The sequence below is a fragment of the Acinetobacter sp. YH01022 genome, from assembly GCF_013420235.1.
Classification (GTDB): domain Bacteria; phylum Pseudomonadota; class Gammaproteobacteria; order Pseudomonadales; family Moraxellaceae; genus Acinetobacter.
This window is the reverse complement of record NZ_VOYP01000004.1, coordinates 1-23,095: the sequence shown is the minus strand read 5'-3', so window position 1 is coordinate 23,095 and position 23,095 is coordinate 1. Positions and strand designations below refer to the sequence as shown.

At 43.5% G+C, this 23,095-nt stretch carries 24 protein-coding genes; 11 read left to right on the top strand and 13 right to left on the bottom strand.

Going from position 1 to position 23,095, the window contains the following annotated elements:
* Window positions 1-27: 27 nt before the first annotated feature.
* The gene (locus tag FTT87_RS02180) at window positions 28-900 is read right to left on the bottom strand and encodes a LysR family transcriptional regulator (protein WP_086195304.1); all 873 of its coding nucleotides are present in this window, start codon (window positions 898-900) and stop codon (window positions 28-30) included.
* 203 nt (window positions 901-1,103) lie between these two features.
* Window positions 1,104-1,346, bottom strand: coding sequence for a DUF2061 domain-containing protein (locus FTT87_RS02175; RefSeq protein ID WP_180174264.1), 243 nt, complete (start codon window positions 1,344-1,346; stop codon window positions 1,104-1,106).
* A 200-nt stretch (window positions 1,347-1,546) separates the two neighbouring features.
* On the opposite strand from FTT87_RS02175, the gene FTT87_RS02170 reads away from it, so the two are divergent.
* The 5 genes from FTT87_RS02170 (at window position 1,547) to leuB (ending at window position 5,888) form a co-directional block, all read left to right on the top strand.
* A complete protein-coding gene (locus FTT87_RS02170) occupies window positions 1,547-1,738 on the top strand; it encodes a hypothetical protein (RefSeq protein WP_086195306.1) in 192 nt (63 codons plus the stop codon).
* Window positions 1,739-1,987: 249 nt separating this feature from the next.
* The gene (gene leuC, locus FTT87_RS02165) at window positions 1,988-3,421 is read left to right on the top strand and encodes a 3-isopropylmalate dehydratase large subunit (RefSeq protein WP_218954182.1); all 1,434 of its coding nucleotides are present in this window, start codon (window positions 1,988-1,990) and stop codon (window positions 3,419-3,421) included.
* Between the two features lie 23 nt (window positions 3,422-3,444).
* On the top strand, window positions 3,445-4,095 hold the full coding sequence (gene leuD / locus FTT87_RS02160; protein ID WP_180174263.1) for a 3-isopropylmalate dehydratase small subunit: 651 nt from the start codon (window positions 3,445-3,447) through the stop codon (window positions 4,093-4,095).
* A gap of 105 nt (window positions 4,096-4,200) precedes the next feature.
* Window positions 4,201-4,764, top strand: coding sequence for a hypothetical protein (locus FTT87_RS02155; RefSeq protein WP_166169135.1), 564 nt, complete (start codon window positions 4,201-4,203; stop codon window positions 4,762-4,764).
* A gap of 44 nt (window positions 4,765-4,808) precedes the next feature.
* Window positions 4,809-5,888: a 3-isopropylmalate dehydrogenase gene (gene leuB / locus FTT87_RS02150; RefSeq protein ID WP_180174262.1), complete on the top strand. Its 1,080-nt coding sequence runs from the start codon at window positions 4,809-4,811 to the stop codon at window positions 5,886-5,888.
* Window positions 5,889-5,949: 61 nt separating this feature from the next.
* Here leuB and FTT87_RS02145 read toward each other — a convergent pair whose 3' ends face one another.
* The 3 genes from FTT87_RS02145 to infA form a co-directional block, all read right to left on the bottom strand.
* The gene (locus FTT87_RS02145; protein ID WP_180174261.1) at window positions 5,950-6,351 is read right to left on the bottom strand and encodes a hypothetical protein; all 402 of its coding nucleotides are present in this window, start codon (window positions 6,349-6,351) and stop codon (window positions 5,950-5,952) included.
* A 152-nt stretch (window positions 6,352-6,503) separates the two neighbouring features.
* Window positions 6,504-6,884: a hypothetical protein gene (locus tag FTT87_RS02140; RefSeq protein WP_180174260.1), complete on the bottom strand. Its 381-nt coding sequence runs from the start codon at window positions 6,882-6,884 to the stop codon at window positions 6,504-6,506.
* 140 nt (window positions 6,885-7,024) lie between these two features.
* On the bottom strand, window positions 7,025-7,246 hold the full coding sequence (gene infA / locus FTT87_RS02135) for a translation initiation factor IF-1 (RefSeq protein ID WP_001284370.1): 222 nt from the start codon (window positions 7,244-7,246) through the stop codon (window positions 7,025-7,027).
* Between the two features lie 231 nt (window positions 7,247-7,477).
* Between infA and FTT87_RS02130 the strand changes: the two genes are divergently transcribed.
* Window positions 7,478-8,485: an AraC family transcriptional regulator gene (locus FTT87_RS02130; protein ID WP_180174259.1), complete on the top strand. Its 1,008-nt coding sequence runs from the start codon at window positions 7,478-7,480 to the stop codon at window positions 8,483-8,485.
* A 91-nt stretch (window positions 8,486-8,576) separates the two neighbouring features.
* On the opposite strand, the gene truA is transcribed toward FTT87_RS02130, so the two are convergent.
* From truA to asd, 5 genes are all read right to left on the bottom strand, one after another.
* A complete protein-coding gene (gene truA / locus FTT87_RS02125) occupies window positions 8,577-9,374 on the bottom strand; it encodes a tRNA pseudouridine(38-40) synthase TruA (RefSeq protein ID WP_180174258.1) in 798 nt (265 codons plus the stop codon).
* 12 nt (window positions 9,375-9,386) lie between these two features.
* The gene (locus tag FTT87_RS02120) at window positions 9,387-10,355 is read right to left on the bottom strand and encodes an asparaginase (RefSeq protein WP_180174257.1); all 969 of its coding nucleotides are present in this window, start codon (window positions 10,353-10,355) and stop codon (window positions 9,387-9,389) included.
* Window positions 10,356-10,401: 46 nt separating this feature from the next.
* The gene (locus tag FTT87_RS02115; RefSeq protein WP_180174256.1) at window positions 10,402-11,814 is read right to left on the bottom strand and encodes a hypothetical protein; all 1,413 of its coding nucleotides are present in this window, start codon (window positions 11,812-11,814) and stop codon (window positions 10,402-10,404) included.
* Window positions 11,815-11,885: 71 nt separating this feature from the next.
* Window positions 11,886-13,334: a FimV family protein gene (locus FTT87_RS02110; RefSeq protein WP_180174255.1), complete on the bottom strand. Its 1,449-nt coding sequence runs from the start codon at window positions 13,332-13,334 to the stop codon at window positions 11,886-11,888.
* A 137-nt stretch (window positions 13,335-13,471) separates the two neighbouring features.
* Window positions 13,472-14,590 carry an aspartate-semialdehyde dehydrogenase gene (gene asd, locus FTT87_RS02105; RefSeq protein ID WP_180081733.1) on the bottom strand — a complete coding sequence of 373 codons (1,119 nt, stop codon included), beginning with the start codon at window positions 14,588-14,590 and terminating at the stop codon, window positions 13,472-13,474.
* A 189-nt stretch (window positions 14,591-14,779) separates the two neighbouring features.
* On the opposite strand from asd, the gene FTT87_RS02100 reads away from it, so the two are divergent.
* Together FTT87_RS02100 and FTT87_RS02095 are read left to right on the top strand one after the other, a co-directional pair.
* Window positions 14,780-15,910 carry an endonuclease/exonuclease/phosphatase family protein gene (locus tag FTT87_RS02100; protein ID WP_180081735.1) on the top strand — a complete coding sequence of 377 codons (1,131 nt, stop codon included), beginning with the start codon at window positions 14,780-14,782 and terminating at the stop codon, window positions 15,908-15,910.
* 295 nt (window positions 15,911-16,205) lie between these two features.
* Window positions 16,206-16,523 (top strand): hypothetical protein, encoded by a 318-nt coding sequence (locus FTT87_RS02095; RefSeq protein ID WP_180081743.1) that lies wholly within the window; start codon window positions 16,206-16,208, stop codon window positions 16,521-16,523.
* A 136-nt stretch (window positions 16,524-16,659) separates the two neighbouring features.
* On the opposite strand, the gene FTT87_RS02090 is transcribed toward FTT87_RS02095, so the two are convergent.
* From FTT87_RS02090 to FTT87_RS02080, 3 genes are all read right to left on the bottom strand, one after another.
* Window positions 16,660-17,760, bottom strand: coding sequence for a glycosyltransferase family 4 protein (locus tag FTT87_RS02090; protein ID WP_180081737.1), 1,101 nt, complete (start codon window positions 17,758-17,760; stop codon window positions 16,660-16,662).
* A 200-nt stretch (window positions 17,761-17,960) separates the two neighbouring features.
* On the bottom strand, window positions 17,961-18,896 hold the full coding sequence (locus FTT87_RS02085) for a lauroyl acyltransferase (RefSeq protein WP_180174254.1): 936 nt from the start codon (window positions 18,894-18,896) through the stop codon (window positions 17,961-17,963).
* Between the two features lie 106 nt (window positions 18,897-19,002).
* Window positions 19,003-20,913 carry an ATP-binding cassette domain-containing protein gene (locus tag FTT87_RS02080; RefSeq protein ID WP_180174253.1) on the bottom strand — a complete coding sequence of 637 codons (1,911 nt, stop codon included), beginning with the start codon at window positions 20,911-20,913 and terminating at the stop codon, window positions 19,003-19,005.
* A 33-nt stretch (window positions 20,914-20,946) separates the two neighbouring features.
* Between FTT87_RS02080 and FTT87_RS02075 the strand changes: the two genes are divergently transcribed.
* The 3 genes from FTT87_RS02075 to FTT87_RS02065 all read left to right on the top strand — a co-directional run.
* Entirely contained in the window at window positions 20,947-21,192 is a 246-nt protein-coding gene (locus FTT87_RS02075) for a SlyX family protein (protein WP_092819062.1), read from the top strand.
* A gap of 227 nt (window positions 21,193-21,419) precedes the next feature.
* A complete protein-coding gene (locus FTT87_RS02070; RefSeq protein ID WP_180174252.1) occupies window positions 21,420-22,430 on the top strand; it encodes a hypothetical protein in 1,011 nt (336 codons plus the stop codon).
* 21 nt (window positions 22,431-22,451) lie between these two features.
* Window positions 22,452-23,095, top strand: a 644-nt coding sequence (locus FTT87_RS02065) for a PIN domain-containing protein (protein WP_257230557.1), incomplete at its 3' end; no start/stop codon positions are given.

The window sequence follows — 23,095 nt, the reverse complement described above, 5'->3', positions numbered from 1 at the left end:
CAGGCAGATGCAGTGCTAGAGCTGGTTTTAGTTGAGATGGGAGTTTTTCATCATGGCCACCAGTTCCTGTACGGCACGTGACTGGGTACGCCCCGGATGCCAGACCATGCCCAGTTGACGTTGCATTTGCACATTAATATCCAGCATTTGCAAATCCTGATTCAGCAGGGTTTTCGGTAATACCGACCATCCCAAACCAATTGAAACTAGCATGCGGATGGATTCAAGCGGATTATTGCTCATGGTGATTTTCGGTTTAACCCCTTGTTTTTCAAACTCGGCCAAGGTGATTTGCGTGGTATAGGTTTGCGAGGCTGGCAATAGGCTTGGATATTGAATCAAATCTTCCAGACTCAAATGCTTTTTTTGCGCCAGTGGATGAAAAGGTGCCACGACAAAGACCAGCGGATCATTCCAGATGGTCACATAACTCAAGCGTTCATCACCTTTCGGCGGGAGGGTTAAAAAGGCCAGCTCCAGATCACCGGCCAGTACCTGTTCATGCGCCTGTTCCGAATCGACAAAATGCACATCTAAAGTGACGTCAGGAAATTTTTGCACATAATTGCGCAGGTGCTGTGGCAGGTGATGTAAACCAATATGGTGACTGGTGCCAATTTTCAGCTTGCCTTGCACCTGTTCCTGTTCGTGACTGAGGGTATGGTGAATATCACCCAGTTCATTGAGCCAGTTTTTCACTTTTGGTAATAAGGAATGGGCAGCGTGCGTCGCCTGAACACCACGACCGGCAGACTCAAACAGTTTCACGCCAAAGTATTCTTCCAAACTATGAATTCGTTTGGTCACAGCAGGCTGGGTAATAAACAATAAATCGGCAGCCATAGAAATAGAACCGGTTTCCATGACTTTAATGAATGCTTCAAAGGCAGCAAGATTCATAGGGAGATATCTGGTTATATTAAAGTTAAGTAATTATAAAATATTTTTATAACAAAGGGGCGTTTCATCTTAAAAAAGACCGTAAAAAATGTATACAGATGTGAACTTAAAAGGTAAAAATAAAAAAATCACCCCATAGGAATGGAGTGATGATAAAGCGGAAGCGGGCAAGCCATGATCTCTAGTTTAGGCCGATGTAGCCTTTAGATGACTATATTATTGCTATTCTGTCTTTGAGTTGGCTTCGCTTCCCAGATTTTTTCATGGAAGAAGAATGCGATTGCCTGAATCGTCGGCTCAAGCAAGCTGAGGGTTACTGCCATCCAGATACTTCCTGTGACGAAATAACCGACCAACATGGCAATGGTGATGTGCATAATGTAATAGCTAAAGGTTTTCTTGAACATACGCTGGTTGTTATTAACAAATTTTTGAATATGAGCCATGGTTTGTTCCTCAATCTTTGCTTCGGGATATAGATAAATGATAATCAGTCTTATTTAATTTGTAAAAACGAACATTTTTATATTTTTAATCGGTTTTGTAAATTATTTAACTGGTTAAACTGAACCATCAATACAACAACAGGGGAATGGTATCGCCTGGAGATATATGTCTAGAGATACTTTTCTGGCAGGGTGAACATATGGATATTAAACACATCAAATACCTCCTTGATATTTTTGAGGAAGCGGTGGAAAAACGCAGTCAGGTCTATGAAATTGCCGATGATGAAAATGATGAAAATCAGGCTGCCGCCGAATGTGGTGCAGCGAAAGCAGAACTCATCCGGGCAATTGAGCAGCTTATCGTAGCGAAAGAAAACCCGTCGGGCTAAATCCTATCTGTATCATTCCCTGCACGGCGCTTTAAATATGCCTGATTTGTTAAGTCTGAGCATAAGGAGATAGCCGTGTGGTTTAAAAACCAAGAGATAAAATTTTGCCAAAATTCAGGGTTTTAATAGGGTTAAAATTAATTCCAAAAAGTTTTTAAACTAATAAAAATGATAAATTAGATTTATGTGAATACGTGGTTATAATCGAAGTTAATGAAAGCATTACCCAGTTCTATGGAGCGCGTCGACATGGCAGGCAATACCCCAAAAGCAAAAACTTTATATGATAAATTGTGGGATGACCATTTAGTAAAACAACGCGATGATGGCTCAGCCTTACTTTATATCGACCGTCATTTATTACATGAAGTAACTTCACCACAAGCTTTTGAAGGTTTGCAGCTTGCAGGTCGTCAACCTTGGCGTTTAAGTGCCAATGTAGCTACGCCAGACCATAATGTGCCAACTTCAAAAACCGAGCGTGAGCAGGGTATTGCCGGTATTGAAGATGATACTTCGCGTATTCAGGTGCAAACGCTGGATGACAACTGTAAAACTTTCAATATTGTTGAATTTGATATTAACGATATTCGCCAAGGGATCGCGCACGTGGTTGGGCCTGAGCAAGGTTTGACTTTGCCCGGCATGACTGTGGTGTGTGGTGACTCGCATACGGCAACTCATGGTGCATTTGGCTGTTTGGCGCACGGTATTGGGACTTCAGAAGTTGAACATGTATTGGCGACCCAGTGCCTGGTTCAAAAGAAAATGAAGAACATGTTGGTGCGTGTTGACGGTAAATTGGGTCAGGGTGTTACACCGAAAGATGTGGTCTTGGCGATTATCGGTAAAATCGGCACTGCAGGCGGTACTGGTCACGCGATTGAATTCGGTGGTCAAGTGTTCCGTGACATGTCGATCGAAGGCCGTATGACTGTGTGCAACATGGCGATTGAAGCCGGTGCCCGTGTCGGTATGGTCGCTGTCGATGACAAAACCATTGAATACGTAAAAGGCCGCAACTATGCACCAAAAACTGAGCAGTGGGATGCTGCTGTAGCCTACTGGAATACCTTGCATTCTGATGAAGGCGCGCATTTCGATACTGTGGTGGTGTTACAGGGTGAAGAAATTGAACCGCAAGTGTCTTGGGGGACTTCCCCTGAAATGGTGATTCCGGTATCCCAAGCAGTTCCAACGTTGGAACAGGCCAAAGATGACGTGCAACGTAATGACTGGACCCGTGCTTATCAATATATGGGTTTAAATGCTGGTCAGGCATTGGCAGACATCCAGTTAGACCGCGTATTTATCGGTTCTTGCACCAACTCGCGTATTGAAGATATTCGCGCTGCCGCTGAAGTGATTAAAGGCCGTAAAGTGGCTGCTTCAATCAAACAGGCGATGGTGGTTCCGGGTTCTGGTTTGGTCAAACAGCAAGCTGAAGCTGAAGGCTTGGATAAAGTATTCTTGGAAGCTGGTTTTGAATGGCGTGAACCGGGCTGTTCAATGTGTTTGGCGATGAATGCCGACAAATTGCAACCGGGTGAGCACTGTGCCTCAACTTCTAACCGTAACTTCGAAGGTCGTCAGGGCAATGGCGGTCGTACGCACTTGGTGAGTCCTGCGATGGCAGCTGCTGCAGCGATTGCCGGTCATTTCGTTGACGTACGTACGTTTTAATTTCGGTTAAAGGAGCAAATGACATGAAAAAATATACCGTTGAACAAGGTATCGTTGCACCATTAGACCGTGCCAATGTCGATACAGATTTAATTATTCCAAAGCAGTTTTTGAAATCTATCAAACGTACCGGTTTTGGTGAAAACTTATTTGATGAATTGCGTTATCTGGATGAAGGCTATCCGGGGCAGGATAATTCAGTTCGTCCGATCAATCCTGATTTTGTATTGAACCAACCGCGTTATCAAGGTGCGACGGTGTTGATTTCACGTGCCAACTTCGGTTGTGGTTCAAGCCGTGAGCATGCGCCATGGGCGTTGAACGAATACGGTTTCCGTACCGTGATTGCACCAAGCTATGCCGACATTTTCTTCAACAACAGCTTTAAAAACGGCATGTTGCCGGTGATTTTGTCTGAAGAGATCGTGGATCAGTTGTTTAAAGAATGTGCTGCGACAGAAGGCTACCAGTTAACCATCGACCTGGAAGCTCAGGAAGTGCGTACACCATCGGGTGAGAGCTTTAAATTTGAAGTCGATCCGTTCCGTAAACACTGCCTGTTAAATGGTCTGGATGATATTGGCTTAACTTTACAAGCTGCAGATGATATTCGTGCTTATGAAGAAAAGACCAAACAGTCACGTCCGTGGGTATTTCAGGAAATTCACGGTTAGTTGCTTGAATTTTCAGCGCTAGTAGTATCGCAGCCTAACTCTTGCTAATATCGGATCCATAAAAATATTTAGTTGGCTTTATTTGGTGAGGGTTGGGCTCAAACAATGACAAAAGTTTACGGTCAGCTTGCTGTACTGGGTCTTATGGCCGCATCCTTAAGCGCATGCCAAAGTATTGATACAGTACGAATTAAACATGTAAAAGAAACTGAAAGTAGCAAAACAAATGCCTTAATTTACTGTGCGGGTACTGCAAACTGTGAATTTGAACGTTTAAACAAAATTCAAATTATTGATGCAGCACAGCGCCGTGTGAATAGTGCTGCGGTTGAATCGGGTATTTTACGTTTACAGGCGAATTCCTTAAGTCAGCCGAATGCGTTATATCTTTCAATCCCTCCTGGGCAACATGAACTGGTGATCCGCTTTTATCCGATTTCCAAGGATCGTGCCGAAACCCTTCATGTTTTTCACCAGTTTAAGCCGAAGCAGCGTTACATTTTTAAAATGTACCGTGAACGCAACAAACAGCAGGGCAGCTTGCTGAATGTATCTGCACCTGAACCCTTATGTGTAGATCTCCTGCAAGAACACAAGACAATCCGACGTTTCTGCAGACCCTATAATGCCTTGACCGGTCTGGGCGAGTTTGTGGAAAAGAAAATTTAAAATCCCGTCGATTTAATCTATCGACTTCATAAATGGAAACACTCATGTCAAAACATATTTTGATTTTACCAGGTGATGGTATTGGTCCTGAAATCGTAAAAGCAGCTGAACAGGTGCTTGCACGCGTGAATGAAAAATTCAATCTGGGTTTGACTTGGGAACAGGGTTTATTGGGTGGTGCAGCGATTGATGCACATGGCGAACCGTACCCTGCCGTTACGGCAGAACAGGCAAAACGTGCGGATGCAATCCTGCTCGGTGCTGTCGGTGGTCCAAAATGGGATACGATTGAACGTTCAATCCGTCCTGAACGTGGTTTATTGAAAATCCGTTCTGAATTGAATTTATTTGCAAACTTGCGTCCTGCAATTCTTTACCCGCAACTTGCCGGTGCTTCAAGCTTAAAGCCTGAAATCGTTTCTGGTCTGGATATCCTGATTGTGCGTGAACTCACTGGTGGTATCTACTTCGGTCAGCCACGTGGTATCCGTGAACTGGAAAATGGTGAGAAACAAGGCTTCAATACTGACGTTTATAAAGAGTCTGAAATTAAACGTATTGCTAAAGTTGCATTTGAACTTGCTGGTCTTCGTGGTGGTAAAGTATGTTCAGTCGACAAAGCCAACGTCCTTGAAGTGACCGAGCTTTGGAAGCAAACCGTGACTACGTTGAAGGAAGAGCAATATCCAGAAATCAACCTGTCACATATGTATGTCGACAATGCCGCAATGCAGCTGGTACGTGCGCCTAAGCAGTTTGATGTGATTGTGACCGGTAACCTGTTCGGTGACATCTTGTCTGATGAAGCAGCGATGCTTACTGGCTCTATTGGCATGTTGCCATCTGCATCCCTGGATGAAAACGGTAAAGGCATGTATGAGCCATGTCATGGTTCAGCACCAGACATCGCAGGCCAAAACATTGCCAATCCGTTAGCGACCATTCTTTCTGTAGCAATGATGCTGCGTTATACCTTCCGTGAAGAAGCCGCAGCGCAAGCCATTGAAGATGCGGTCGGTAATGTACTGGATCAGGGTTTACGTACTAGCGATATCATGTCAGAAGGCAATACTCAGGTAGGTACCGTGGAAATGGGTCAAGCAGTGGTTACTGCATTGAACTAAGTTTCCAAAACAGCAAAAACGCAGCCATGAGCTGCGTTTTTTTATGGCTTTTCAGAGGGTTTTAACAGGTATGGCCAGTGTAATGAACCGATGTGGCAATGTTGTGTTCTAGGCGATAGATAATTTTACATTGCAAGTTGACATCATAGCTTTGTGCTCGGGGTGTAACTTGTATAGGGATATGACCAGCATTAATATCGGCAGGATTTTGTGCCATTGGTACCGGAATGGTGACGGGACGAATGACGGTATAAGTGAGCGTCTGATCATTCGCGACAGGCGCTAACACCAGCTGGTAACCGATGCGGGTTAAATCGAGCTTAGCTTGAATGCTTTGACTGGTCTGCCCGATGAATTGCTGTAAATAGGCATCACGCTGCATAGCGGTTGTCGTGGATGTTGTCGTGCATGCAGTGAGTAAACTAAAAACCATACAGCATCCCAAAATCAGTGTGAATTTCATGAGTTGTCCTCACACCAAATAAAATCAGTTTAAGTTAAGCAAATTGCAGGCAGAAATACTGTTGTGATTTGATACACGGTACAGAGAGGTGTAGCCATGATGCTAAGCCCTTATTCAATCTGATATAGACCCTTAACCTATGCTCTTGGCAATTAGCAAGCTCTACCAGTATAGTGAATGGATTGAACTATTTCGTCTTTCAGGTTAAATCCTACCTGACATTCCATCTTGATATTGTAGCCACCATTTGAAGGGGTAGACATCGGTGCACCCATCGAAATACTGTGGCTAATATTGGGCGTGCCCATTGGGATATTCATATCACGAACAATGGTATAGCTGAGCAATTCTGCTGTCTGAGTAGGCTCTTGAGTGGTTTTAAATCCCATTTTATTCAGGTCAAGCTGGCTACGAACTTGTGCTGCAGTTTGACCAACATATTGTTGTAGAGACTGGTTAAGACGATGAGAACCACCTGTTTCACATGCTGTGAGCATCAGGCAGGAAAATAGGGTTAAATATTTTATTTTCATCTTTTTTAGCATATCTGCTTAATTTTAATTAAATTATAGCCGTTAAATGATCAAACGGTGTCAAATTGTTTTATTGAATAATAAAAACTGAAGGCAATAAAAAAGCCACTCAAAGGTGGCTTTCATGCTTTCGCTAAAACTTAGCGTGCACGGTAAGTAATACGACCCTTGGTCAAATCGTAAGGCGTCATTTCTACTTTCACACTGTCGCCAGTTAAAATACGAATATAGTGCTTACGCATTTTACCAGAGATGTGGGCAATCACTTCGTGACCGTTCTCTAAACGTACACGGAACATAGTATTAGGAAGCGTCTCGGTGACAACGCCTTCGAACTCGATGAGTTCCTCTTTATTGGCCATAGCCTACCTGAATGAATAAATTGGAAAGGCGCAAATTATAGTCAATTTTTTTGCATAAAACAAGGCGCAATGCGGCTTTGCTCGTTCATCTGTCAGTTAAATAAGCGAACCCTCCGTATACAGATTTTCTGTAAAAAAGCCTATTGTCATGTTGTCAGTTTGGTCAATCGCAGTTAATCTAAAATCAATCTTTTTAAGTATAAATGAAGAACATACAAGGAAGGTCTTTGCGTGGGTCAGCTAACTGATGCATCAGTTGTTTTACGATTGGGTTATCAAGCCATCCGTCGTGCAGGTTTGCCAACTGAAGAAATTTTAATGAAAGCTGGTGTGGCCTTAAATCAGGTCGAAACCAATGACCGTACCCCGCTTAGTGCTCAATATGCGTTTTGGGTGGCTGCGGAAGAGGTCAGTAAAGATCCCGACATTGGTTTGCATTTGGGCGAACACCTGCCTTTATACCGGGGGCAGGTGATTGAGCACCTGTTTATTTCCAGTGAAAACTTTGGTGAAGGCCTCAAACGTGCACTGGCTTATCAGCGCCTGATCAGTGATGCTTTCCATGCCAAACTGGTGATTGAAGATGACCGTTGCTATTTGACCAATGGTGAGCAACCTTGGGGCGAAAATATTGTTAATCGGCATTTTTCTGAGTGTGCGATGTCGGGTGTGCTGCGTTTCTTCAAATTTATTACTGAAGGTCGTTTTCAGCCCATCTATATCGATTTTAATTTCAGTCAGGGCGCGCCTGATGATGAATATTTCCGGATCTATGAATGTCCAGTCAGCTTAGGGCAAAAAGAAACCCGTTTATATTTCGATTCTGCAATTTTAGATTACCAGTTATGGCAAGCAGAGCCAGAGCTATTGCAGTTACATGAGCAACTGGCGATTGAAAAGCTGCAGGAGCTGGCGCGTTATGATCTGGTCGGTGAAGTACGCCGTGCGATTGGTTCGACTTTAGAAAGTGGCGAAACCACTTTGGAAACCGTAGCCACACATCTAAATATCACGCCGCGCCGTTTACGCACCCAGCTGAGTGAAGCCAATACCAGTTTCCAGCAAATTCTTTCCGATTATCGCTGTCGATTGGCGAAAAAGCTTTTGGCGAATACGGCAGAAAGTGTTGAGCGAATTGTCTATCTCACCGGTTTTTCTGAACCTAGCACTTTTTATCGGGCCTTTAAGCGCTGGACCAATGAAACACCAGTGGAATATCGCAAGCGGAAGCAGCGTTAAACTACCATCCTAAGTCCCTCCTGAACGGAGGGATTTTTCATTACCGTATTTTTATAGGGGGTGAGGGGAAGGTCAAAATTTTTAAAAGAAATCACTCCGGCATATTCAGCCAATGCGGGCCTAATGGCATTTTCGGCAGATCAAACTGTTCCGGATAATCAGCGTGGATAAAATACAAGCCATCCGGTGGTGCGGTGATTCCTGCTGCTTTGCGATCTTCAGCGGCAAAAATATGGTCAATATGGTCAACTTCATACATGCCCTGACCGATTTCCAGTAAACAGCCCATAATGTTGCGTACCATATGGTGCAAGAAGCCATTTGCCTGAATATCTAACACCAGATAACAGCCATGTTGAATGAGGCGACAATGTTTGACATGCCGAACCGGCTGATTGGACTGGCAGGCTGCAGCACGGAAACTTTCAAAATTATGCGTGCCTTCAAACTTTTTCGCCGCAGCAATCATCTTCTCCACATCCAGCGGATAGTAGGCATGGGTGACCTGCTTATGCAAAAGTGCAGGGCGCTGCGGATTGTTATAGACGACATAGCGATAGCGGCGTGCCTGAGCTTTAAAGCGGGCATGGAAATCGCTGTCCATCTCCTTGATCCACTGGAAGGCGATGTCTTTAGGAAGCTGACTGTTTGCCCCCATCAGCCAGCCACGAATCGGGCGAATAGCATTAGTATCAAAATGCGCGACCATATTGGTGGCATGGACCCCGGCATCGGTACGACCCGCACCATGTAAGATGATCGGTTCATCGGCAATTTTACTGAGTACTTTTTCAATGGTTTCCTGCACGCTTGGAACGCCAGGCTGTTGAGTTTGCCAACCTCTATATCGAATGCCACAAAACTCAATACCGACTGCAAAACGTTGCATACTTACCTCAAATTACACGTGATCATGCCAATGTGCCTGCCATTGGTCTACAGCGTCGTATTGTAAATACATTTTCAGTGCTTTTGCATAAAGATCTGCATGTCCCAAACAGTCATTCAGAAGAATATGGGTCTGCTGGCTCCATTGGCTGATGGCATAACGCTGATCAATCCTCCCAAAAGGCACTTGAGTGGTGAGAATGACGACGCAGCCTGCTTGTTGCAGTTTTTGAATGCAAGCAATGAATGGTTCATTCACTGCCAGGTTGCCTGTGCCGAAACCTTGCAAAATCAGGCAGTTTGGCGGTGCTTGGCAAATGGTTTGCAGATTGGCAACTTGCTGAGCTAAATCCAGCGGTTGCATCATCAAGCTTAAACAGTTAAACCTCGATGCCTTGCTGATATCACCCTCATGTACGATATAGCTGGGGCTGTGGGTAATGGGCTCGGCTGCGTTGATCCCGCTAAAGGCATCCAGTTCTGTGGTATGAATTTTTAATGCCGTCTGTGCATGTACTAAATGATGATGAAAGGCTAAATAAACTCCCACCGGATATTTAACTACACAGTCCAGGGCAAAGTTTAAATTATCAATGGCATCAGTAAATTCACGGGTATTGTCTCCCGCAGTATTTAACAGGGGGTACTGGCTGCCGGTCATGACCACATGCGCGGATTGACCCAGAAAGCGTGACAGCACCGCACTAGCATAACTGAGGGTGTCGGTACCATGAATAACCACAAAATGCTCAAACTGCTGTAACTGAAGTTGTTGAATAGATTGAACCAGTTTTAGCCAGTCTGTGGCTGTACAAGCACTACTGTCCTGAATGACTGGTGCAACAAAACATTCGATCTGCTGATCGAGAGGCAGAACATGTTGCAGTTTCGGAATAAATTGCTCAGCTGGCATAGGGCTGAGTGGATCACCAATACAGCCAAATGTACCGCCCATATAGATTAACGCTATTTTTTTCATCATAAAAAAAGCAGCCAAGGATGACTGCTTTATAGTAGATCGAAATTGCTTAAGATGCTATTTGATTGCGTAAATGATCTGCCTGTTGGCGTTGTTCAGGTGTATAGCCAGCTTCTTGCTCTGCCAGTAATTCACGTGCCGATTCGAACGCACCAAGCTGGATATATTGCTGCGCCAGTTCTAGATTCAGGTTAATTTCATTGACTTCAATCAGTTCGGGGAAAGACTGAACCAATGGATCATTTTTATCTGCTTTGGCAGCAGATGAGCTGATATTGCTAATATCAAAGTTTAGGCCTGCGGCTTTTGCTGGAGCTACTTCTACAGCTGGCTCTTCAACCGTGCTTGCTGACTCTAAATTAAAGTCCAGTTCCAGGCTTGGCGTAATTTCTTCAGTTGCAACTTTTGTTTCAGCTACTGGAGTTTCTGCAACGGAAAAATCAAAATTAAATTCAGGTTTTTCTTCTACAGTAGGTTCAATGCTAGCCGCTTTCTCTGTTTCTGCTTGCCCGGTTGTTGCAGTGTCTAAACTAAATGAGAAATCCAGAGGCTGAATTTCTTGAACTGGGGCAGCTTCCGGCTTGGTTTCTGCCACAGGTACAGGATCAAGCTTAAAGTTAGTAAAATCTAAAGGCTTGATTTCTTCAGCTGGTGCAGTTGCTGCTTCTGCCGCTGAATCCAGCGATAGACTGCTGAAATCAAGGGGTTTGATTTCTTCCACCGGAGTAGCTGCTATTTCTGCTTTTGGTGCTGTATTTAAAGATGCAGAATTGAAATCAAGAGGTTTGATTTCCTTAACAACTTCCGGCTGAGCCGAACGCGATTCCTGCTGTAACTGATCAAAGGCAAGATCATTTTTTGTTGCAGCGGGTACAGCATCACTCATTAAAGCATCAAAAGCAGCCGTATTTTTTGTTTCTGCAACCGCTGGTTCAGCTGCTTTAGCAACAGTTGATGATGGCTTAAACTCAATCGTATCTTTAGCGTTTACAATTTCATGATTTGGGGCAGGGGTGACACTTTCTTGATCATAGGCTGCTTTTTTAGCAAGTGCCTGTTCTAAAAAATCATCAAGTTCTAATGAGCGCAGGTGATTAATCAGCTGGCTGATGGCAAATTCATCTTTCTGCAAGATATGAATGTCCAGCAACAACAAATACAACTCATGTTGTGAATTGTCTTTATTTAAAGCCTGATTAATCTGTGCTTCGGCTGAGAAAAAGTTCTTTTCGCGAATCAGGGCTTCAATTTTACTGCAGACATCGGCAGCTAAAGGGGTGGTTTTTTTCTTTGCAACAACCGAGCTTTCCACAATTTGAGTTTTTTGCGGTGACTTTTTGGTTGAAGTGACTTTTTTACTTTTCGTCTTTGGTGTTTGTTCTGTTTGTTTACTTGCCTCGCGCTTTTTTAATACAACTGCGATCACTAATAACAATATAAACGGAATCACATAAAGCAGCATGTTGTTACCCCTTGCAGGATTGAGTTTTTATCCATGAAACCCATCCTAAAAAATCAAATTGTATAACACCCTTAGTGCGTTGGCTTTTTCTGTACTTGTTGTGCTTTCAATTGTTGCTGCAATTGGGCAAGACGAGTATTTAATAATTGAATTCTGTGATCCTTGTTACGCAATGCCAATTCTAACTGTGTTACGTTTCTCTGTAATTTAACGGTTTTTTCACGCGATGTCATAACTTTTAATGATAATTCATTTGAAGTTTGCCTTTTTTCTGTGTTCTTTTTGGCAGAACCGCTGGCTGAATCTTGTTCTTTCTCTGCAACCAGGCTCATTTCTGCCTGATTCAAGCGATATTTGGCTTTAGCCGACTGATTGGACGGTTTGGAAGGGGCTTGAGCTAAATGGGCAATTTTTGCTTTTTGCTCTTCTTTAGGGCTGGTCACAGTATTTAAATTCAAAGCAGCGCCACGGCGTAAACGGTTCACATCCCCTTGAATAAAGGCATGTTCATTATTGGCCTTGATTTGTTTCATGACTTCGCCAATCGGACGATTTTGCTCAGTGGCCACACGTGAGGCAATTGCCCACAGTGACTCATTCGATTGCACTACATGCTGGTTGGCTGTTGCTGTAGCCGCAGGCTGAGGTGAGGGTGTAGGCGCTGTTTCTGATTTGGCTTTTGGCGCAGCGGCTGCTACAGGTTCTGCTGTTACTTTTGCTTTAGCCAGGTGTTGATGTGCAGATGCTGCATATTGTCTGACTAAAGGGTCTGTGGAGACATTGTTATTCGAGTTGTTTGAGTTAGCTGAAATTTTCGCTTCATTTTTTGTCAAACGTTGTGCTGCAATGGAACTCTTGGTTTTGAGTGGCGCATTTTGTGGAGTCTGAACCGGCTGGGCAGATAGTGTCGCCATTGCTGAAATGACGGTGGGTGCAGCAGAGGTACTATTTAAAATCGGCGGTGCCGCTTTATGTACCATTAATGGTGCTTCAAATGATTGTGGTAGTGCCGTTTGTGGTTTTTCAATCCGAAATTGCGTACTTTCAGGCAGTTGTAAGGCAATATCTTTTTCATTCACAATGGTGATAGGCATTAAAGGTTTTTCATTGCCTGAGACCCGTGCCTGAGTATTTACCTGGCTGCGCTTCAGAGGGGTCTTGATATGCTGTAAACGTGTCGCATTACCTTCCTGAATTTTAACAATAATGTTCAATTCAGCATCCGTTAAGGGGCGTGATGAGGTAATAGTAATGACACCATTGCCCGAGCTATCGTGACGGGTAAAGAAATTGAGATGTCCGGGAGCATGATAGACAGCGCCTAAAGTTGCGATATCTTCTGCATCAGCCAGGCTGGCCTGGATTTGTGCATGAGGATCAGCATTGCGAAAATTCATTTCCGCATACAATAATTCACCTGCTGCAGATTGAACTTGAATAGGATCAATAGTAATCGCATGAATATTCTGCGAAGCAATAATGGCTAAAATGGCTATCTTTAATTTGTTATATACGGTCATCTTAATCTTTAGCTCGGTTTCTTATCGTATTGCGAAAGTTATACATTAACGAGGTGTTGCAGAATTGTAAAACATTTAACATAAAGGATACATAAAAAAGCCGATCAATTGTGATCGGCTTTTCTTTCATTTAGCACTTAAGCATTTTTGTAATCAATCAGGATACGTAACATACGGCGTAAAGGTTCTGCAGCACCCCATAGCAGCTGATCGCCGACAGTGAATGCGCCAAGGTATTCTTTACCCATATTCAGTTTACGCAAACGGCCCACTGGAACAGACAGGGTACCTGTAACAGCCACTGGCGTCAGATCGGTCATCGATGCTTCACGGGTGTTGGGAACGACTTTTGCCCAATCGTTTGCATTACGGATAATGTCTTCGATTTCATCAAGCGGTACATCTTTCTTCAATTTCAATGTAAGTGCTTGAGAATGGCAGCGCATTGCACCAATACGCACACAGTGACCATCAATAGGAACAATCTGCGAGTTACCCAGAATCTTGTTGGTTTCAACCTGGCCTTTCCATTCTTCTTTCGACTGACCGCTTTCAAGCTGTTTGTCGATATACGGAATCAAAGAACCTGCTAAAGGCACGCCAAAGTTTGCTGATGGGAAACCTTCGCTGCGTTGTAAAGCCGCAATTTTAGAATCGATCTCTAAAATTGGAGAGCGAGGGTCATCTAACAAATCTTTAGTATTGTTATACAAGTAACCCATACCGTTGATGAGTTCACGCATGTTTTGCGCGCCCGCACCAGAAGCGGCCTGATAAGTCATCGAAGTTGCCCATTCCACTAAATTGTTTTGGAACAGACCACCTAAGCCCATCAGCATTAAGGAAACGGTACAGTTACCGCCAACGAATGTTTTAGTACCATTCACCAGGCCATCTTTAATCACGTTCATGTTGACCGGATCAAGCACGATGATGGCTTCATCATCCATACGTAAGGTAGAAGCTGCATCAATCCAGTAACCATTCCAGCCTTCAGCTTTCAGTTTCGGGAAAATGTCAGTGGTGTAATCACCACCCTGGCAGGTAATAATGACATCCATTTGCTTCAGACTGTTAATGTCTGTCGCATCCATAAGTGCTGGGGCAGTCTTACCGCCAAACGCAGGCGCTTCACCACCTGCATTACTGGTAGAAAAATAGAATGGCTCAAAATGAGCAAAATCATTCTCTTCAACCATACGTTGCATAAGGACGGAACCTACCATCCCGCGCCAACCGACCAGACCTACTTTCATGCCACTTCGCCTCGGTGCGTTAAAAAAAATCAAAAGGGATTCGAGTGTATCAAAAAGGGACGTGACTGCAAGTACTACATAATGAAAACATCAATATTATTGAGAGAAATCTCTTGTTTATGTTACATACAAAATTGATAAAGTTTTTCAACTGCAGATCGAATTACCAAGATAAACAGAGTAAAGCTGATGATTTGGGTGGAAATAATTGCAGTTTTAGTGATATGGCTGACATTCTGGTCACTGATTCCACGGGATGAGTGGTGGATTCGAGGTGCTGATTTTCCACGGCTACAAATTCTGGTTTTAGGACTGATTGCTTTTGTTCTGCTGCTGGTCTGGGACCAACCCTGGAATTTAACACGGGAAATTATTTTTATCGGTCTGATTGCGGCACTGGCGTACCAGCTCAAAATGGTGCTGCCTTATACCTTTCTTTGGAAAAAGCAGGTCAAGCATGTTCGCAAACATCAGCTGAATCCAGACAAGCAAATTTCCCTGATCATTTCCAATGTACTAACGTCAAATACCCAATACCAGTTGTTGATTGAGCAGATTCAAAAGCATCAGCCAGATTTGCTGTTAACGCTAGAATCAGATCGGGTCTGGCAAAAAGCACTTTCCGCGATTGAAAAAGATTATCCCTATCGGGTGCCTGTACCTCTGGATAATTTATACGGCATGCATTTGTATAGCCGTTTAGAGCTGAAAGATACCGAGGTCAAGTTCATTTTAAGTAATGAGATTCCTTCCATTCATACCACAGTCATTTTACGTTCAGGTCAACCGGTACAACTTTATTGCTTGCATCCCAAACCGCCGAGCCCCACTGAAGCGAAAGATTCGACGCTACGGGATGCGGAACTATTAATTGTGGGTGACCAGATCAAGGATCTGGATGAAAGCTGTATTGTGATGGGAGACTTGAATGATGTGGCCTGGTCGCGAACGACCCGACTGTTTCAGCGCATGAGTGGTTTGCTCGATCCACGGGTGGGGCGTCACTTTGTCAATACCTTCCATGCCGATTATCCCTTATTGCGTTGGTCACTGGATCATATTTTTCACAGTACTGATTTTGCTTTGGTTCACATGAAACGGTTGCCTCATGTCGGTTCAGACCATTTTCCGGTTTATGTGGTTTTACAGACAGGACGTGTTTTTGAACGGGTGCAAGAAGAACTGGAGCAAACGGATGCTGATGAACAGCAGGCACAAGAAACAATAAAAGAAGGTATTGAAAAAGCTGAAAAAGAAGAAAAACCAGTCACCGATGAAATTACCCAGAGCTATAAAAATGCAATCAAGCAGGCAGATTAAATAATAGAAAAGTGTACGAAATGGCTTACATTGATTTAGGTCAATTGCGAATGTTTCTTTTTTATAAACTAGCTTAATCTGTACTCATCAGCCAAGGAGCCGGGAAAGGAAAATCCCATTATGGAAGATCAAACACATGGCTGATAGAAAGTCATCATGGATATGATGCAGCAATGGATAGCAATAACAGAATAAAAATAACATTTGAAAGCACAACCTCATAGACCCGAGTTTTGCAGGATGCAGAACTCGGGTCTATGGTTTTATAGAACCTCTTGAAAATAAAATTTCAGCCATGTATTTATCAACATTTCAAGAACTTAAAATTTATGTCGTAAATTTTACTGAACTATCACGTGATGCTTTACATATTTATGCAGGGCTGACGCTATTTTTTATCGTGGCGTTTTTCCACCATCATCAGTTGAAGTCGAAGTGGGCGATTTTGGCTGTGCTTATTGTTGCAATTGCTGCAGAGCTGTTGGATGCCCGTGATGATTTAATCAATCATGGGCTGTGGCACATTGGTGCCAGTGTGCACGATATCATCAATACCATTTTCTGGCCGCTGCTCATTTGGCTCATGGCACGATTTCGGGTGTGGAGGGTTTAATACGTTATGGCTTTCGAAATATCAATGCCTGCCATCCTCATCATATATCCAATTATTCAATGTTTACGAAAATTTGCTTTTAATTTCGGTATTACTAACAGCTTGTCGCCATTGAAAAATGACTCATCAATGAAGTCTATTTCAAGACTTGCTTATATAAGTGAAGCGTCTGATCACACATCTCTTTCAAGCTAAACGTTGTGACTGGCTTTACTTGTTGCGGTTCATCCAGATGATTCTTGACTGCATTGAACAGTGCAGTGTGATCATCCACGGCAATTAAACCTTGTGGATACAGCTGCGATAAGATCTCCGCAACCCCGCCACGGTTCCAGCCAATCACCGGAGTGCCTACCGATAGTGCTTCTAAAGCAGTACGACCAAAGGTTTCTGCCTGATTGGAAAGGGAGAGCACCACATCGCTAAATGCCAGCCATTCACGAATATCTGAGCGATGACCAACGAAAGTGATTTTGTCAGTTAAGCCTTTGCCTTGAATTGTGTCCTGCATTTCTTTCAAATAAGCGGCTTTTTTCGGATCGGCTCCACCCACCACTACCGCATGCAAGTTGGGGTATTGTTGCTGTAATTTTTCGACCAATCCAATCAGGGTTTCATGACCTTTTAAACGGGTAATCCGTCCTGGAAGACAGAGTAAAAACTTGTTTTCCAGTTCAGGAAAGTCTTTAAAGGTTTGATTCAGCCACTGCGCAGAAGGCTGATAACTATGCGGAAATGCTACAGGGTCTATACCACGGTAAATCCGCACGATATCTTGTGCTGGGCAATTTTTATAATTGTCGGTGATGTATTTCACCACGCTATCCGATACTGCAATGACTTTTTCAGCCTGGGTCATAATTTGACTATAACGGTTAATCGAATAGAAGCCATGCACGGTACTAATTAAATGTGGACGACGCGCAGCAGGAATGCCTTTTAAAGCAAAATGGGTCAGCCATGCAGGCACGCGGGAACGTACATGCACGATATCTGGTTGGTGCTGTTCAATCAGCTGACGTAGCGGACGAATTTGCCATAAGCTCGACAGGGCTTTTTTATGAATGGCTAGCGTCAAATGTGTTGAACCTTCCGCTTCAAGCTGGGCCACCAGCCGGCCACCATTCGACACCACCAAAGATTTATGACCTTCTGCAACCAAGGCACGGGCGATTTCTAAAGTACCGCGTTCTACGCCACCGCTATTCAGTTCAGGAAGAAGTTGCATCACTTTCATGGTTTTTTGCCTTTAGGGTTGTCGCAAAGCGGAGTTTTACCGTTCATTTATCCAATATTAGGAGTTTATTCTTTACTTTTGTTTCTGCAAAAGTAACTGACGATACATCCATGATATCGCAGTCCAACGGGCGACATCCTTGTCGCCTTTACACAATAGTAGATTCTGTGCGAGGTTTCCTAGTTATCTTAATTATCTTATTAATAGATTTTCTCAAAGCCTTCCGGACGAGTTTTAAAGCGACGATGGAACCACATATATTGGGTCGGGGCAATACGCAGCTGACGTTCAATAATCTGGTTGACACGTGTGGCATCATCGACTTCATCTTCACTGGGCAGATTATCCACCACAGGTTCAATCAGCACATGATAACGCGGATCTTTTAAATCACCGCTACGATAAAAATATAAAGGAATCGGTACGGCTTTGGATATTTTCAGTAAACGGCGATGTGCCGTTACCGTGGCAGCAGGAGTACCGAAAAACGGTGCCATCACACCCTGTTTTAAACCAAAATCCTGATCCGGGCTATACCAGATGGCATGACCCTCTTTCAGATTGCGGATCAGGCCACGCATGTCGTCATGGTCAATCTGGTGGGCATAAATAGTGGCACGACAACGGTAAATCAGCATATCGAGCAAAGGATTGTTCTGCGGACGATAAACCACATCCGGTTCGAAATACTGGGCACACAGGTAGCCACCGGCATCCAGCAAAGTAGAATGCGTACCAAGCAGTAAAACCCCTTTTCCTGCGGCTTGGGCATTTTGAATATGTTCCAGACCTTCAATCGTAACGCGGCCTTTAAACCATTGCGGGCAGTACCAGGCATTCAAGGTTTCAAAAATACCAATCATCTGGTCGATAAAAACTTGACGTGCATTCTCCTGAACTTGCTGTGCAGACCACTCAGGAAAACAAACTTTCAGGTTACGGACTGTGGTTTTGCGGCGCGATTTCAGCTTGTCGAAGGCCAGATTGCCAATAAAAGTGGCCAAGCGGTACTGAATCGCCCAAGGTAAGATCGCCAAAATCATCAGTAAGACAATCCCAATCCAGATGCCCCAATATTGAGGGAGCAGGAAAGACCATTGGAATTCTCCGGGAGTGTAATCTGGCTTTTTACTCATAGTGACCATTTTGAACAAAAGTTTTTTGCAAGTGTAACATGAAGTTATTTTTTTAATAAAAAAGCACCTGCAACGCCAATTACAGGTGCCCCTAGAATGAATCAGATCAGTTGCTGTTAACAAGATTTTCTAATTCTTCCCAACGCTCTAATTTTTCCAGTAACAGGTCATCAATTTCAGTCAAGCGGTTGGAAAGTTTCATGGCTTTGTCTGCATCGCTCACAAACAGGGAACCATCGGCAAGTTGAGCGTTAATTTCAGCTTGCTCTTTTTCCAGCGCTTCCATTTCAGCAGGCAGTTGCTCTAAAGCACGCTGATCTTTATAGCTGAGTTTCACTTTCTTTGCCGGAGCAGGTTCAGCCGCTTTGGCTTCTGCTTTGGCCACGGCTTTTTTGACATCACTTTTCTGATCAACCACAGTCTGATCAGGACGTTGTTGCAAGTAATCCTGATAACCGCCGATGTATTCATCGATATTGCCTTTGCCGTCAAATACCCAGGTGGATGTCACGACGTTGTCCATAAAGGCACGGTCATGCGAAATCAGTAACAGAGTACCTTTATAATCGCCGAGCATTTCTTCCAGCAGTTCAAGCGTTACCATATCCAGGTCGTTGGTGGGTTCGTCCATCACAATCAGGTTGGATGGTTTGAGCAACAGTTTGGCAAGCAGAATACGGTTACGTTCACCACCGGAAAGAGCTTTGACCGGGGTACGCGCACGTTCAGGCGAGAACAGGAAGTCCTGTAAATAGCTATAGATGTGACGACGCCCACCGTTGACATCAACAAAGTCCGAACCTTCAGAGACGTTTGCCGCCACGGATTTTTCCAGATCCAGTGCATTACGCAGCTGGTCAAAGTAGGCAACCTCAAGCTGGGTACCGGTTTTCACCGAACCGCCATGTTCAATTTCACCTAAAATGGCTTTAATCAGGGTGGTTTTGCCGACACCGTTATCACCGACTAAACCAATGCGGTCGCCACGTAAGACCAGCGCTGAGAAATCCTTGATAATGGGTTCCTGATTGCCAAATGCCACACGTAGATGCTCAATTTCGAACACCATTTTGCCTGAACGGTTGGCTTCCTGAGTCGCCATGCTGACTTTGCCTTGCTGGAAGCGACGTGCCTTGGATTCTTCACGTAAGGCTTTTAAGGCACGGACACGGCCTTCGTTACGGGTACGGCGTGCTTTAATGCCTTGGCGAATCCAGGCTTCTTCTTCGGCCAGTTTTTTATCAAACAGCGCATTCTGCTTTTCTTCGGCTTCCATTTGCTGCGCTTTTAAGTCGAGATAACGTGAATAGTTACCTTCATAGCTGCGTAAAATGCCGCGATCCAGCTCTACAATACGGGTGGCAATGTTGTCGACAAATGAACGGTCATGCGAAATAAATAACAGGGTCAGGTTATTTTGATCAAGCAGGAATTTTTCCAGCCATTCAATACTTTCAACGTCCAGATGGTTGGTCGGTTCGTCCAGCAGCAACACATCGGGTTGCATCAACAAAGCACGGGCGAGCAGTACACGACGTTTACGACCACCGGATAAATCAGCCAGATCTGCCTCAGGATCTAGCCCCATCTTGCTTAAAATGGAATTGACTTTGGTCTCTAAAGCCCAGCCATCCAGCTGATCCATTTTATGTTGCAAATGACCCATACGGTCGCAGGCTTCCATATCTCCCAGTACACAGGCATCACTGGCTTCATGATATGCTTTTAATACTTCGGCAGCTTCACCTGCACCCTCGGCAACAATATCAGCGACTTTGCCGGAATCCATCGGGACATCCTGAGCCAGCATGGAGATGGTAATGCCATTTTGCAACGAAACTTCACCGCTATCAGGCAGTAAACTTCCTTCGATGAGTTTAAGTAAGGTAGACTTACCTTCACCATTACGGCCAATCAAACAGACCCGTTCACCGCGTTCCAGATTAAAGTTCGCGCCGTCGAGCAGGGACGGTCCGCCAAACGCAAGTTGGACATCCCTTAAAGTAATATAGGCCATACTGTTTCCTGAAATCCCCAATGAGGACTTAAAATGACTAAACAAAAAAATCTTAATGATCAGGCGTCATTTTCCGCACACTTGGAAGATTTGCAAGTCCGAATTACATTTTTAGATGATTTAGTTGAACAACTCAATGAACAGGTGACACGCCAACATATTGAAATTATGGATTTAAAGAAGCAAATGCAGCTGCTTTATCAGCGTGTGGAATCGGCCGATTTATCGGAAGGCATTGCTGCATTTGACCCGATGACCAACCGCCCACCGCATTATTGAGCCGGACCCGTCCGTGTATTAAAGCCTTGGTATTGATCAGGGCTTTTTTATTTGAAAAAGAACTTAACTTATCCTTTTCTGCGCCATTGAATAACCTTCTAAACGCAGGGCATTCCGGTTAAGTTATGGCGCAGAATAGAAAACCTCAAGCATAAAATATTTGACCTTTGCCATGGTTCCCGTTCTAATGCACCGCATCTGCCTAGCCGAACTGTCTATTCGAAGATATGAGTCATAAAGTCGTTCTTCTTGATCTTGAAAATAATATGCCGACTGCGCAATTGTTACGTAACATCATTCCGCATTACGCGGCAATTTACCTGTTTAATTGCCAGGGAAAATTTGAATATTCTCTGGAAGATTTAACAGAATTTTCAAGTTGGGTCAGCAGCGGGCAAGTGGTCATTCTGGAAACGGCAGAAGTCGAGCATAAAGAGTTTGAATACGCAGTTGTGGTTGGACAACTGCTTGCGCTGCTAGATGCCGATACCTCTATTGAACTCATATCTGCCATGCCAAGCAGTGAAACGCTGCTAGAAATGCTGCAGTCTTCCAACCTGAACTGTAGCCTGATTCAGGTTCAGGCTGAAGAACCGGCTTTAAATTCAAAATACAAAATTCCCAGTGTCGAGACGATTCTGCAAAAACCTGATTTGCTGTTAGTCAAAAAGTATTGTGATGCTTTAGGGAAAATGAAGGGCAAACCGAATACGCTGGAGAAACTGAAGAACTCGCTGGCGAATATTTTGCAAGTCGAAAATGATCAGCTTCAGCATCTCACTGGCTTATTGATTAATCTAAAAATTGTGAAACGTTTTGACCAGCAAATCAGTTTCCGTAAAAAAGTCATTAAGCAATGGATGCAGCTGGACTTGGAGCAGAAAACATCGGTAGAAAAATCTCCAAATATTTCTGCTGCTTTTGCGGAGTTATCTACTGAATCTTCACGACAAGACGTAGAAGAAGTGCAGGACGGACAGGCCAAAACTTTGCATCAGGCGCAAAAAGAGTTATTTAAAAACTTTTCCAAGATTGATCCGGTGCAGGTGATTGTGGCGCAAAAACTACGCGAATTAAAATCCGACAAACCCAAAGACATTTATGCCTTGCGCGATTTGCTGGAGCAGCTTTTCCCGAAGTCGGATGTGCGATTGTTGCTTAAGGAATTGATTGAAAAGGGATATATTTACTGGAATGGCAGTGAGGTCCTGTATAGTCATGAGCTGTTCCTGAATTAATTTCATCGCATGAGGGGAAGCATGAAAAAAATATTATTATTGGATATAGAGAATTTACATAAAACAGAAAAAGATTTATTGCGATATTTATCCCAATATCACTCCATTTATTTGGTTTATGCAAAATCTCCAGTGAATTTCAGCTTAGATGGGTTAGTAAAAATCTCACCCTATGTGATGAATGGTAAATTGAAAGTGCTTAAAATGCCGAGAGTTGGTAAGGATGCTGCGGATTTTGGTTTAGCATTTATTGCGGGTCAATTATCAACACAAGTCAGTGCAAAAGAATTCAATTTTGAGCTAATGTCGAATGATCATTCAATGGATTATATTGCTGATTTACTTAAAATTGCACAATTTGATGTGACTATTATTCAAGAAAAACCGCTGGTCGCTCCTCATATTGTACAGGAGTTAAAAGCTGAGTTTAATGTAGATAAAATGGTTTATCTTTATTGTGAAAATTTACAAAAACAAAATTTTAGCAAACCTGCAAAATTAGAAAGTTTAATCAATTCTTTAAAAGCTAATTTAAAAGTGGAAGAAGAGGTAGCAAAAGTTGTAGTTGAAGAGCTGAAAAAGAAAAAAGTGATTAAAATTGATGCGAATAAAATTAGTTATAATGTTGCTTCTATTTTAAAAGTAGTTAAAGTTTTTTCTGCTGA

Coding starts and splice junctions, on each gene's coding strand:
- FTT87_RS02180 (WP_086195304.1), bottom strand. CDS start 900: ATGAATCTTGCTGCCTTTGAAGCATTCATTAAAGTCATGGAAACCGGT.
- FTT87_RS02175 (WP_180174264.1), bottom strand. CDS start 1,346: ATGGCTCATATTCAAAAATTTGTTAATAACAACCAGCGTATGTTCAAG.
- FTT87_RS02170 (WP_086195306.1), top strand. CDS start 1,547: ATGGATATTAAACACATCAAATACCTCCTTGATATTTTTGAGGAAGCG.
- leuC (WP_218954182.1), top strand. CDS start 1,988: ATGGCAGGCAATACCCCAAAAGCAAAAACTTTATATGATAAATTGTGG.
- leuD (WP_180174263.1), top strand. CDS start 3,445: ATGAAAAAATATACCGTTGAACAAGGTATCGTTGCACCATTAGACCGT.
- FTT87_RS02155 (WP_166169135.1), top strand. CDS start 4,201: ATGACAAAAGTTTACGGTCAGCTTGCTGTACTGGGTCTTATGGCCGCA.
- leuB (WP_180174262.1), top strand. CDS start 4,809: ATGTCAAAACATATTTTGATTTTACCAGGTGATGGTATTGGTCCTGAA.
- FTT87_RS02145 (WP_180174261.1), bottom strand. CDS start 6,351: ATGAAATTCACACTGATTTTGGGATGCTGTATGGTTTTTAGTTTACTC.
- FTT87_RS02140 (WP_180174260.1), bottom strand. CDS start 6,884: ATGAAAATAAAATATTTAACCCTATTTTCCTGCCTGATGCTCACAGCA.
- infA (WP_001284370.1), bottom strand. CDS start 7,246: ATGGCCAATAAAGAGGAACTCATCGAGTTCGAAGGCGTTGTCACCGAG.
- truA (WP_180174258.1), bottom strand. CDS start 9,374: ATGCAACGTTTTGCAGTCGGTATTGAGTTTTGTGGCATTCGATATAGA.
- FTT87_RS02120 (WP_180174257.1), bottom strand. CDS start 10,355: ATGATGAAAAAAATAGCGTTAATCTATATGGGCGGTACATTTGGCTGT.
- FTT87_RS02115 (WP_180174256.1), bottom strand. CDS start 11,814: ATGCTGCTTTATGTGATTCCGTTTATATTGTTATTAGTGATCGCAGTT.
- FTT87_RS02110 (WP_180174255.1), bottom strand. CDS start 13,334: ATGACCGTATATAACAAATTAAAGATAGCCATTTTAGCCATTATTGCT.
- asd (WP_180081733.1), bottom strand. CDS start 14,590: ATGAAAGTAGGTCTGGTCGGTTGGCGCGGGATGGTAGGTTCCGTCCTT.
- FTT87_RS02100 (WP_180081735.1), top strand. CDS start 14,780: ATGATTTGGGTGGAAATAATTGCAGTTTTAGTGATATGGCTGACATTC.
- FTT87_RS02095 (WP_180081743.1), top strand. CDS start 16,206: ATGTATTTATCAACATTTCAAGAACTTAAAATTTATGTCGTAAATTTT.
- FTT87_RS02090 (WP_180081737.1), bottom strand. CDS start 17,760: ATGAAAGTGATGCAACTTCTTCCTGAACTGAATAGCGGTGGCGTAGAA.
- FTT87_RS02085 (WP_180174254.1), bottom strand. CDS start 18,896: ATGAGTAAAAAGCCAGATTACACTCCCGGAGAATTCCAATGGTCTTTC.
- FTT87_RS02080 (WP_180174253.1), bottom strand. CDS start 20,913: ATGGCCTATATTACTTTAAGGGATGTCCAACTTGCGTTTGGCGGACCG.
- FTT87_RS02075 (WP_092819062.1), top strand. CDS start 20,947: ATGACTAAACAAAAAAATCTTAATGATCAGGCGTCATTTTCCGCACAC.
- FTT87_RS02070 (WP_180174252.1), top strand. CDS start 21,420: ATGAGTCATAAAGTCGTTCTTCTTGATCTTGAAAATAATATGCCGACT.